Raw genomic sequence first — 12,056 nt, forward strand, 5'->3', positions numbered from 1 at the left:
GGAGGTTCAATATTTGAAAAACATCTTGAATAAATTAATTGGCGAAAAAATCGCACTTCAACTTCCTGGTAAAAAGATGATTCATGGGATGCTGAATGATATCGGAAGTGATGTCATTGTTTTATTTGACGGAAAAGACTATCTTTATTTACCAATTGTTCATATTCAAAATATTCGTAAATTAGAAGCAGCTAAACATGAAATCTCACCCCCAAGCGATTTGCCCCATATTGAACATGATGACGAGCTTTCTTTAAGAAAGGTTTTAAATTCAGGAAAAGGGATGTTCACAGAAATTTACATTACAGGGAATCAGCCCATTCCGGGCTATATTTCGAGTATTATGAATAATTACTTTGTCTTTTACTCACCCGTCTATAAAACAATGCTTATTTCACTAAACCATTTAAAATGGATTATGCCATATACAGCTAATCAGCGCCCTTATAGCTTAAGTAATCAACAATTACCAATGAGTCCCACAAATATATCTCTTGCGAGAACATTTGAAGTACAAATTGAAAAAATGGTCAATGACTTAGTCGTTCTAAATGTCGGAGAAAATGCTAATTTAATTGGAAAAATAAATAGCTTGCAAAATAATTTTATTGAGCTTATTACTGCAAGAGAAGAACAAGTTTATTTAAACATGCAACATATTAAAACAGTCCATTTTACAAACATTTAAAAAGCCGTTTTTACGGCTTTTTTTATGTGATATGATAGCAGTAATCGTCCATGAGATGGAGATAGCATTTTTTGATGAAAGAGGGAGCATAATTGACTGCACAACGATTAATTTTATTATTAGTTATGGTCATTGTACTGATTGCGAGTGTTGCAGAAATAATATTTAACGGGTTTTCTTTAAAAACCATCCTTTTACTGGCCGCCACAGTTATATTAGTCATTTTCCTCTGGTTTCGACCTGAAAACAGGCAATAAAAAGGATTAACCAAATGGTCAATCCTTTTTATTTTTAGTCGGCACTTACTTCAGTGAAAATGACTACACCAATTGTCGCACATAATACTAGCCCCATAACGATTGAAAACAATTTTTTCAGCTCCTGTCAAACTTCCTTATTTAATAATTAAATTAAATTTACCATAATCACATTGTTTATATTTACAGTGAATATGAACTTTCTGTTAATAAATAAGTACATTTTCTAGGAGAGCGTTTTTCTCAAACGGGTGTTTAGTTTCTTTTCTTTTTTCTAAATTCCAGTGTCAATAATAATACATGCAGTGACATTAGATTTTCCCTCCTAACTTACATTCGCTAGGTGGTATCTTTCTCCACCGATAAAATAGCCTGCTTTCCTTGCATTAGAAATAACATCTTCATTACCACCTTCCAATTATTGTATTTAAAAATTAAAATGGGTGATTCATTGTCGTGTGTTGCTTGTGATTCTCTTCATAAATTTTCATAACCATTTCATTATGAAGTGCTTCTTCAACCGTTACTTTTCTTTTCTTAATCGTAATCGTAAAAAACAAAATATTTAGTGTCATAAGGGTTTTCACCTCCTTTAAGATATCCTCATTTAAAATGGCTGCAGCTTGGCACAAGCCGAATCTACGCAAAAAAGCCGCAAAGAGACATTGCTCCTGCGGCTAAAATGGCATAAAAAAGCCACAGGTGCACGATCCTCCCTGCGGCATGGATATCTAATAAAGAAAAAAATTAAGCGATCCATTCAACGTAGGTCGAATTCGTAAAATATACAGTTTGATTTGATTTTCCAACAGAAACTAAAGCATAAGTCATTTTATTCGACCTCCTTTTTTTGAATTTTTCACTTCATGGCAATTATATCCACAATAATCAAATTTGTAAACCTTTTTTTGTATTTTTCTAGAAATAAAAATAAATATCTTTATTCTTTTAATGCAGCAACAATTTTCATGACAAGCTCAGCTGAATGCAATGCAGCTGTTTCAAGAAATTGCTCAAATGATATATTAGACTCTTTTCCCGCGATATCGGATAACGAGCGTATCACGACAAATGGAACTCCAAATTGATAAGACACTTGTGCAATTGCTGCTGCTTCCATTTCTACAGCTTGAAGATTTTTAAATTTTTTATTAATATAATCAACCCTCACTGGATCATTCATGAATGAATCACCTGTCGCAATTAAACCACGTACAACTTGAATATTAGAAATTTCATTTGCACAGTTTTCAGCAATTTTGAGCAATTGACTATCCGCAAGGAAAGCAACAGGTAGCTGTGGAACCTGACCATATTCATATCCAAAAACCGTAACATCAACATCATGATGACGAACTTCAGTTGAGATTACGACATCTCCAACATTTAAATCTGGATTAAGCCCTCCAGCAGAGCCAGTATTAATAACATAGTCAGGCTTATATTTTTCTAATAAAACAGCCGTTGATAAAGCCGCATTCACTTTTCCGATACCAGAACGAAGAAGTACGACCTCTACGCCTTCCATCTCCCCAGTTGTATATTCACAGCCAGCAATTACTTCCTGCTCTTTTCCAGTTATTTTCTCACGTAATAGCGTTACTTCCTCTTCCATTGCTCCAATAATTGCAATTTTCACAGTAAAAAACCTCTCTCTTTAATTATTCAGTTTTTTTATCTATTTCAACCAATTCTTCAACTTTCGTCGGTTTCCAGCCTTTACCATCTACCCAATCCATATAAACTCGATATTTTTCTTGCTGATCTTTCGATGAGATTGTTCCAACCGCACGATTATGACCGTTATTGCCAATGAACCAGATTGTCATATTACTTTCATCGACACCTGTTGCATATGTGATCGCCTGGATCATTTCGGTCCAGTCAACAGAATCTTTATCAAAAACAGTAGTGTGCTCACCTGTTTGTACTGTACCAATCGGTTCCCAACTTGAATTTTCAATGGTATTTTTCACATTTTCATTTTCTCCACCAGCAGTGACAACTTCATCATTTTTATCAGCAGGAGTCACTTTTTGTTCAGAGGGCTTATTTTTATCTTCCTTGTTAGTCTGGTCAGTTTCATTATTATTCGCCTGTTCTCCATTTGTTTCAGTTTCATCTTTCGACTTGGACTGATGATCTTCTTTATCTTTGTTATTGTCAGCAATATCTTCGGTATCTTCATCCTGTTTGTTTTCAGTCTGTTTATTAACGGATTTATCAGGCGTATTATCATCATTTCCTCCTAGGAAAATGATAGACGAAACAACGATTATTAGCAAAATAACAAAACCAATCAGCAAATTTAAAATCAAATTTGTTCGTCTTCTTTTCCCTCGTGCTTCAGAACGTGATTCTCGATTATATGAGCTGTACTTCAAAAAAACTCTCCTCCCCACTATCTATCTATTGTAGGCTATTACACTATTTTAGCATGACTATATTCAAACATGAAAATTTTTATCTGTCCATTATTTCACTGATTTGTCTCATATTTGTGGATTTCTTTCACAATGTCCGCAAAAAGAGTATTCACTCCACCTGTTCCATTCGTAACATCTAAACTAACTGTTACGAGTGCATATTTGGGCTTATCAAACGGAAAATAACCTGCAAACCATTTGTTATATAGCTGTTCACCATTTAACATCCTTCCAGTTTCTCCCGTTCCTGATTTGCCGGCAACCTCATAGGGTAAACTTTGAAACCATCTTCCCGTTCCTTCTTCATTCATTACCACTTCACGCAAAAGCTTCTGCAATTTCATCGCGGTATAAGGAGAAACAATGTCGCCCTCTATTTTTTTCTCTTTAAAATCTACAAGAGAAGTTCGATTTTTATACTCAATTTTTGAAGCAATTCGCACCATATCTTTTTTTCCTCCCCTTGCAATTGTTGCCATCATATTTGCTACAGCAAGAGGAGTCGCTCTAACTTCATGCTGGCCAATTCCAGTTAAGGCAACAAAGTTGCTATCCTTTTTTGCCTCATCCGTTAGAAAAACTCGACCCTTTTCTTCGTCTTGAAGTTGTTTGAAATCTACAAAATGATATATATCTCCGCTCCAACCAACTGGACCAACTAATGAAAGCCGTTTAGCATAATCCTCTAATATATTGGCATCTATTTCCTTTAATTCCTTTGCTATCGTTGCGAATGTATTATTACAGCTTTTCGCAAAGCTTTCCGTAAAATCTAACATTCCATATTGAAAAAGCTGATCAGGCTCCCCATTAATTTTCTTACTACAATCAAAAGTACGTGCCGCATCTGCGAGATTATATTCTATTGCAGCGGCAGATACAACAGTCTTAAATACGGAGCCGATAATTTGTTGCTTTAACATTTCATTTTCAATTCCACCCGTTTTTGGCTGAAATGGATCCTTCTTATTGATTTGCGGACGTGAAACCATAGCCAAGACAGAATTTGTTTCAATATCTAACAAAACAACTCCACCTTTATTGATTCCATGCTTAACAACAAGGTTTTCAACTAAGGTTTGGAAATCATGATTAAGCGTTGTTTTAATGTTAACCGGATAAAAGGGATTTGCTGGTTCCACATATTTCACATTAATCCCAAATAAAGGACCACCAATTGCATCAACATGATAAATAAGCTTTGATTTTCCATCAGGTAAAAGAAATTCATCGAAGCTCTTTTCCATCCCAGTAAGGCCAATCATCGTTTTTGCAGAAATCTCTTTATCTGGATAACGTTTTCGAAAAACAGCTTCATTTTCTCCTGTTATGCCTACTAAATGCTCTGCTAAGTTTTCTGTTACATGATATTTTTTATCAACTGCGAATACACCAGGGATTTTTAAAACATTTATTTCATCCATTTGCTGCTCGGTTAATTGCAGCGGTTTTTTCCCCCCGTAAGCAAACGGTTCTTTTGCGTTATTCACTTCATAGCGAAGAGCATACTCAGATATACCTGTAATTTCAGAAACCTTCTTACTATTCCATTCCATTTTCTTCAAAAATGGAAATAGTATCAAAACCGAAAGATTTTGATGAGTAATCGGAGTCCCATCACTATAAAGAAAGTTTCCACGGCCATTATCAAGAATCATTTCCTGTGATCGCTGATTTACACTCGCTTCTAGTAAATTAATTTGCCTGCTCGTAAAATGTTCAGTTGAGATTAATTGAATCTGGGCTAATCTGCCGAGTAAAAAAACAAGCCCGAAAATACATAAACTAAGCCATATTACTGCTCTTTTTCTCCACATAAAAAAACACCTCGTCAAAAGTGTTGACGAGGTTTGTGCATTTCAAACGATTCTTTACTTAATTGCGATAATTTTAACGTCCATTTCTCCACCTGGAGTTTGAACTTTTACTTCTTCGCCAACTTTTCTACCGAGCAAGCTTTTTGCTATTGGTGAGTCATTTGAAATTTTCCCTTCAAATGGATCGGCTTCTGCACTTCCTACAATTGTATATGTTTCTTCATCACCATCTGGAAGTTCAATAAATGTAACTGAGCTACCTAATGAAACAGTATCTCCGCTCAATTCAGCATCAGAAATAATCTTTGCATTGCGAACCATGTTTTCAATCGTTGTTATTCTTCCCTCAACGAAAGCTTGCTCCTCTTTGGCTGAATCATATTCAGAGTTTTCTGATAGGTCTCCAAAGCTACGTGCAATTTTAATGCGCTCTACTACTTCTTTACGCTTAACTGATTTTAAATATTCTAATTCTTGTTCAAGCTTCTCTTTTCCAGCTTGTGTCATCGGGAAAACCTTTTCAATTGCCAAAACCTTCACTCCTTCAAATTTCACAATTCTATACAAAACGAATAGGTTATCCTATTTCCCCTTATACTTAATTGTGTTCTGTCTGTTTTTTATGTACTTCAATTTTTTCATAAATGCATAGGAGCGCGTCCTTTGATAAAAAGGGCGCGCATAGATTTGTCCAATCTTGGACTTTTATATATTATATTTTCTATGCTATTGTGTCACAAAAAAGACTTTTGTTCAAGAATAGTTTGAATCTTTGTGACCATTAAATCGATTGCTACATGATTATGTCCGCCTTCAGGAATAATTATATCTGCATATCGCTTCGTTGGTTCGATAAACTGATTATGCATCGGGCGAACAACATTCACATATTGATCAATGACGGAATCTATTGAACGTCCACGCTCTTTAATATCTCTAATTAAACGACGAATAATGCGTAAATCTGCATCTGTATCAACAAAAAGTTTAATATCCATTAAGTCGCGCAGACGTTTATCCTCAAGAATAAGAATTCCTTCTAAAATAATGACATCCTTTGGCTCAACATGAATTACTTCACTCGAACGAGTATGAAGTGCATAATCATATACTGGCTTCCTAATTGTTTCATATTTTAGCAAGGCCTCAATGTGCTCAATTAATAAATCTGTGTCAAATGCTAATGGGTGATCATAGTTTGTTTTTAATCGTTCTTCAAAAGGTAAATTTGATTGATCTTTGTAGTAATAGTCCTGTTCAAGCATCAAAATGGAGTGACCTTTAAAACAATTACAAATTGATTTTGTCACACTTGTTTTTCCTGAACCAGAGCCACCTGCTACTCCTATAACAACAGGTTTGCGATTCATTTCACTTAAATCTCCTTTCGCATCATGTTGTTTGGAAATACAGGTCTATCCATTTTAAATTGAACGATTTGCATTGGGTGACGAGCAGCATCAAGCTCATTTCCCTTTTCATCCCAAATTTGTTCAATCCGGAAAGTGAAATTCTCAATTTCTGGTCCAAAAAATTCAACCTCTTGACCTGGTTTAAAATGATTACGCTGCTGCAATGTGACCATTTTCGTATCAGCATTATAATCTAATACTAATCCAACAAAATCGAAATTTGTCTTTTTGCTATGATTTCCAAACATCTGCTCTTTAACACCTGGAACTCCTTCAAAAAATGCAGGAGCTGTTTCACGATTGGCACATTTCGCTAATTCATCAATCCATTCCTGTTTAATTTTGAAGTTTTCCGGCTCTGCACAATAAGCGTCAATCACTTTGCGATATACACTTACAACAGTAGCCACATAATGAATTGATTTCATTCGGCCTTCAATTTTCAAACTGTCAATGCCAAGCTCAATCATTTTCGGGATGGATTGGATTAAATTTAAATCCTTTGGGCTCATGGCAAAAGGAGAGTCGCCTTCTGTAAAATATGGTGTTTCATTATCTCCTTCTAATTTATATAAATCATAATCCCAACGGCATGATTGGCAGCAACCACCACGGTTTGAATCACGAGCAGTCATATGGTTACTTAAAGTGCAGCGTCCCGAATAAGCAATACACATCGCCCCATGAATAAAGGTTTCAATTTCAATATCAACCTTCTCTTTCATTTCACGAATTTCTTCTGCACTTGTTTCCCGAGCAAGTACAACCCTTTCCATGCCTTCTTCTTTCCAGAACTGAACTGCTTTCCAGTTAGATAATGATTGCTGTGTACTTAAGTGAACTTCAATCTCGGGAGCTACACGGCGACATGTTTCAATAATTAGGGGGTCTGCGACAATAATACCAGCAATCCCTGCTTCCTTAAGTCCAAGAAGGTATTCTTCCAATCCTACGATATTTTCATTATGAGCGTAAATATTTGTTGTTACATAAATTTTCGCGTTGAATTTTTTAGCAAATGCTACGCCTTCTTTCATTTCTTCGAATGAAAAATTATCAGCATTTGAACGCAAACCATATTCTTGGCCACCAATAAATACTGCATCAGCACCATATTGCACAGCAATTTTTAGCTTTTCTAAATTTCCTGCTGGCGCAAGTAATTCAGGTTTTTTAACGATTACTCGCTTACCATCCACGATTTTGGAAATGTTGTCTTTCACCGTTGTCATATTGTATCCCTCCCTTAGAAGTTAATAAACTGTTTCTTTAAAGAAAAATCCTGTATCTAACGGACGATTAGTTGGCTGAATTTCTTCAATTTGACTTAATAGCTCGTCCTTTTCATCCTCATATTGATCTGGATCTTTTATACATAAGTCGATTGCCTTTCGATAAAGCTTTGTGACAGTAAGAATATATTCAGATGTTTTTAATATCCCATCAATTTTGAAAGAATCAACACCTGCTTCAATCATGTCTTGAAGCTCATCAATAATACAAATATCATTTGGACTCATTATATGTGTCCCGTTTTCATCCTCGAAAATAGGATATTTATTCTCACGTTCCTGATCATGTAAAAACATATTGTCTGTTTGCAATCGATTTTGGACTTCCATAACCTTCCCTTGGTATTCATAGTAATTACCAAGAAGAGAACGCTTTGACTGAAACATTGCTGTCATACCATGAACTTGGACTTCAATTTCTACTTCGGCATTTTCTTTCATTTCAATAATGGATTCCATGCTTATTTCACGAGCAAGAACTGCACGTTTAGCCCCTTTGCGACCCCAATAATTACATGTATACCAGTTTGTTGCTGTCGTCTCTGTGTTCCAATGCAGCTTCATCGCAGGTGCTACTTCTCTAGCAGCCATCAATACAGCTGGATCCCCAAAAATAATCGCATCTGCATTCGCCTCATTCATAAATTGAATATAGCTTGGCAAATCCTCAATTTTCTCATTATGAAAAATAGCATTCATTGCAACGTATACTTTTTTTCCTTTTGAATGTGCAAGCTCAATCGCTTTTTTTACATCTTCTTTAGAAAATTCACCTGCTAGTCTTAAGCCATATTTCTGTTCTCCAACAACAAATGCATCTGCTCCAGCTTCTGCTAGAGGCAAAATATCTTCAATATTTCTTGGTGTGACTAATAGTTCTGGTTTTGCCATCATTTTCACCTCTTTTTACTTATTGCTACCCCGTCACCTACTGGTAAAATGACGGTATGATAATCGGGATGGTTCATCAGCCATTGGTTAAAATCATGAATCTTCTTTGCAAGATTCCGTGTCCGTTTATTTTCAATCTCTTTTTCATAAACAAGACCTTTAAACAGAACATTATCAGTGATAATGATCCCATCTTCAGCTAAATAGCGTGAATAAAGTTCAAAAAAACGTTTATACTGTCCTTTAGCCGCATCTATAAAGATCGCATCGAATGGAGCAAAATTCATGATGAATGCTTCACTCTCAAGTGCGTCACCTTCAATAATCGTAATTTGCGCATCCTTTTTTGCTTTTTGAATATTTTGTTTTGCCTGCTCATATCTTGTTGCGTCCCTTTCGATCGTTATAATCCTACATTCAGGGAGGCTGTAAGCCATACGAAGTGCTGAATATCCAATTGCTGCTCCAATTTCCAATATGGTGTGAGGCTTGTGAATGCGCAAGAGCTGTATCATTACTTCAATTCCGGCAATTTCCATTATCGGAACGCTATTTTCCTTCGCATATTGCTCTATTTCATCTAAAAGTTCATGTCTTTTAGGAATCAATTCCTCTAAATATGCATTTAGTTTATCGCTTTGCATACTTTTATCACCTCAAATGGACAAGAAAAAATAGCGTTCACAGAAAAGGATATTAAAATGCTGGTACGTAAATACCGATATCCTTTTTAACTGTTGTACACGCTACATAAATATTATATAAGTCTTTTAAAACACTTGAATTATTTTAACATAAATAGATTAGGAATGCTAATTTTTCTACTTTCCAATATGTTGAGCCTTCTTTATATTATGCTCCTCTAATGTTTTAGAAAAAAGAACTTCACCAGTTGGCGTTGCTAGGAAATATAAATAATCTGTTTCCTCAGGAAATAATGCAGCTTCAATCGACGTAACACCAGCATTAGCAATCGGACCCGGTGTCAATCCTGGATGCTTATACGTATTATATGGTGAATCAATTTCTAAATCTTTATATACGACTCTCGATTTATGCTCACCTTGAGCATATAGAACAGTCGGATCTGTTTGTAGAGGCATACCAATCTTCATGCGATTGTAAAATACACTCGAAATTTGATCACGATCGACTTTTTGTGTTGCCTCTTCTTCAATTAAAGATGCCATCGTTAATAATTGATGGACTGTCATCTCACGTTCCTCTATTTCAGCATGATAGCCACGTACAACACTTACCGTCTTATCCAGCATTGCAGATACAATCTCTTCAATGGTCGGATCTTCTTTATAAAACGGATATGTTGCAGGAAATAGATAGCCTTCTAACGGATATTTAATATTTTTATTAAATATCTCATCTGTCAGAATATCAGGATATTTTGCCATTAAAGATTCAATAAATGCTTTTTCATTTAGCTTCTTGAATACGTCATCAGCATTTTTATTCGTTTTTTCAGCAATAATACTCGCAATTTGCTCAAGCTGCTTTCCTTCTGGTATCGTCATTTTAAATACGAGCTCTTCTTGAATTTTCCCAGTTTTTAAGTTTGAGATAATTTCGGGAATTGTCATCGAAGGCTTTAACGTATAATTACCAGCCATGAAGCCTGTTTCATTCCTTAATTTAACGTAATATTTAAAAACCCGAGCATCTTTAATAATTCCGTTTTCTTCTAAAATTTTCCCGATGCTAGAAGCAGACGAACCAATCGGGATATCTATTTGTTTTTCTTTTTTGCTATCTGGATTCACTGGTTCTAAAGCAGATTTAAGATAAAAATACCCCCCACCTGCAACAACACCTACTGTAATAATTAAAATAATTGCGATGATTAAAACGATTTTCCTCACGATCTTCGCTTCGCTTTGACGCTCAATCATTTTCTTGCGAATTAGTTCTTTCTTTCCTTTTTTGTCATCCACTGACATTGTATCCCCACCATTTCAAAAAAGCTAATCTATCGGAAAAACTTGTGCATTCGAGTATTTGCTGCTTGCTACCTTTCCACTCCGGCTTATTATACTATATTTCTTTTCAAGAAGAAAAGCGGAAGCGTAATCGGTTCAATTACAAATCATGCTATAACAATTCAACTAATCATCTCATTATGAACTTAAATTTTCCTACGAGCTAAAAAAAGCTGACCATAATGGCCAGCTTTTAAATAGTTAAATCATGTTTAAATTTGATGAATAGCTAACCCTACGAATAGAACTTAGGGTTATTTTATTCTTCCTCTTCTTCAAGGAAAGTGTTAAGCATTTCCTCAATTAAATCCCATTCTTCATCTGTTTCAATCGGCATTAATTCGCCATCCTTATTATCTTCGCTCGGAATAAAGGCAGACGCATGAATTTCAATGTCCTCGTCATCGTCCTCATCTGCTCCTGCAGGATAATATAATACATATGACTTGCCGAATTCCTCAGAATCAAATGTGAAAAGAACTTCACATAACTGCTCATTGCCTTCTTCGTCTACTACTGTAATATTGTTTTCTCCATGATCCATTATATTCACCTCATTAATTTTGACTATCTAAATAGCCTTGTAAAATCATAACTGCTGCCATTTTATCAATGACTTTTTTTCTTTTTTTTCGGCTTACATCTGCCTCAATGAGCACTCTTTCTGCAGCCATCGTTGTTAAACGCTCATCCCAAAGAACAACTGGTAAGCCAAATAGTCTTTCTAGCTCTGAAGCAAAAAACTGACTTGCCTCGCCTCTAGGTCCAACCGTCCCATTCATATTTTTTGGCAAACCAACGATAATTTTATTTACTTCATGATCTTTTATTATTTGACCAATCTTCGTAAATCCAAATTCTTGCTTTTCTTCATTAATTTTTATAGTTTCTAAGCCTTGTGCAGTCCAACCAAGTGCATCGCTTATTGCAACGCCAACGGTTTTTGAACCGACATCTAAGCCCATCGTCCGCATACTTTAATCCTTTCGGTGCTGTTTTAAATAAGACTTAACTAACTCTTCAATAATTTCGTCCCGTTCAAGCTTGCGGATGATATTACGGGCATCCTTATGGCGGGGAATGTAAGCAGGATCCCCTGAGAGTAGATAGCCAACTATTTGATTGATTGGGTTATACCCTTTATCTTGCAGAGCTTCATATACTTGAAAAAGCACTTGATTGACGTCGTGTTCAATAGGCTCTTCAGGAAAATTGAATCTCATTGTTTTATCAAATGAGCTCATTTCTTACACCTCGCTTTATTGATAATAGGGACGAAAGC

At 35.5% G+C, this 12,056-nt stretch carries 15 protein-coding genes; 2 read left to right on the forward strand and 13 right to left on the reverse strand.

Annotation, left to right across the window (positions count from 1 at the left end; genetic code table 11):
• The first annotated feature begins 13 nt into the window (after positions 1-13).
• The gene (locus tag KDN24_RS18020; protein WP_409971874.1) at positions 14-688 is read left to right on the forward strand and encodes a YwrJ family protein; all 675 of its coding nucleotides are present in this window, start codon (positions 14-16) and stop codon (positions 686-688) included.
• A 92-nt stretch (positions 689-780) separates the two neighbouring features.
• Positions 781-945 carry a hypothetical protein gene (locus KDN24_RS18025; RefSeq protein ID WP_409971875.1) on the forward strand — a complete coding sequence of 55 codons (165 nt, stop codon included), beginning with the start codon at positions 781-783 and terminating at the stop codon, positions 943-945.
• Between the two features lie 434 nt (positions 946-1,379).
• Here the strand turns inward: KDN24_RS18025 and KDN24_RS18030 are convergent, their stop codons facing one another.
• From KDN24_RS18030 to KDN24_RS18090, 13 genes are all read right to left on the reverse strand, one after another.
• Complete coding sequence (locus tag KDN24_RS18030; RefSeq protein ID WP_409971876.1) at positions 1,380-1,520, reverse strand: YrzI family small protein; 141 nt, start codon at positions 1,518-1,520, stop codon at positions 1,380-1,382.
• A gap of 365 nt (positions 1,521-1,885) precedes the next feature.
• On the reverse strand, positions 1,886-2,584 hold the full coding sequence (gene mtnN, locus KDN24_RS18035) for a 5'-methylthioadenosine/S-adenosylhomocysteine nucleosidase (protein ID WP_409971877.1): 699 nt from the start codon (positions 2,582-2,584) through the stop codon (positions 1,886-1,888).
• Between the two features lie 22 nt (positions 2,585-2,606).
• Positions 2,607-3,329 carry a DUF1510 family protein gene (locus KDN24_RS18040; protein ID WP_409971878.1) on the reverse strand — a complete coding sequence of 241 codons (723 nt, stop codon included), beginning with the start codon at positions 3,327-3,329 and terminating at the stop codon, positions 2,607-2,609.
• 95 nt (positions 3,330-3,424) lie between these two features.
• A complete protein-coding gene (locus KDN24_RS18045; protein ID WP_409971879.1) occupies positions 3,425-5,188 on the reverse strand; it encodes a peptidoglycan D,D-transpeptidase FtsI family protein in 1,764 nt (587 codons plus the stop codon).
• A 54-nt stretch (positions 5,189-5,242) separates the two neighbouring features.
• Positions 5,243-5,719, reverse strand: a complete 477-nt coding sequence (greA, locus tag KDN24_RS18050; protein WP_409971880.1) for a transcription elongation factor GreA — start codon at positions 5,717-5,719, stop codon at positions 5,243-5,245.
• A 203-nt stretch (positions 5,720-5,922) separates the two neighbouring features.
• A complete protein-coding gene (gene udk, locus KDN24_RS18055) occupies positions 5,923-6,558 on the reverse strand; it encodes a uridine kinase (RefSeq protein ID WP_409971881.1) in 636 nt (211 codons plus the stop codon).
• Positions 6,559-6,563: 5 nt separating this feature from the next.
• A complete protein-coding gene (locus KDN24_RS18060) occupies positions 6,564-7,832 on the reverse strand; it encodes a peptidase U32 family protein (RefSeq protein WP_409971882.1) in 1,269 nt (422 codons plus the stop codon).
• A gap of 21 nt (positions 7,833-7,853) precedes the next feature.
• On the reverse strand, positions 7,854-8,783 hold the full coding sequence (locus KDN24_RS18065; protein WP_409971883.1) for a peptidase U32 family protein: 930 nt from the start codon (positions 8,781-8,783) through the stop codon (positions 7,854-7,856).
• A gap of 5 nt (positions 8,784-8,788) precedes the next feature.
• Positions 8,789-9,427: an O-methyltransferase gene (locus KDN24_RS18070; RefSeq protein ID WP_409971884.1), complete on the reverse strand. Its 639-nt coding sequence runs from the start codon at positions 9,425-9,427 to the stop codon at positions 8,789-8,791.
• Between the two features lie 177 nt (positions 9,428-9,604).
• Entirely contained in the window at positions 9,605-10,735 is a 1,131-nt protein-coding gene (mltG, locus tag KDN24_RS18075; protein WP_409971885.1) for an endolytic transglycosylase MltG, read from the reverse strand.
• 298 nt (positions 10,736-11,033) lie between these two features.
• The gene (locus tag KDN24_RS18080; protein WP_409971886.1) at positions 11,034-11,318 is read right to left on the reverse strand and encodes a DUF1292 domain-containing protein; all 285 of its coding nucleotides are present in this window, start codon (positions 11,316-11,318) and stop codon (positions 11,034-11,036) included.
• Between the two features lie 13 nt (positions 11,319-11,331).
• Positions 11,332-11,748: a Holliday junction resolvase RuvX gene (gene ruvX / locus KDN24_RS18085; protein WP_409971887.1), complete on the reverse strand. Its 417-nt coding sequence runs from the start codon at positions 11,746-11,748 to the stop codon at positions 11,332-11,334.
• A 3-nt stretch (positions 11,749-11,751) separates the two neighbouring features.
• Positions 11,752-12,018, reverse strand: a complete 267-nt coding sequence (locus KDN24_RS18090; RefSeq protein ID WP_409971888.1) for an IreB family regulatory phosphoprotein — start codon at positions 12,016-12,018, stop codon at positions 11,752-11,754.
• Positions 12,019-12,056: the final 38 nt, after the last annotated feature.

It is taken from the genome of Cytobacillus sp. Bva_UNVM-123 (assembly GCF_046351715.2).
GTDB lineage: Bacteria > Bacillota > Bacilli > Bacillales > Cytobacillaceae > Cytobacillus.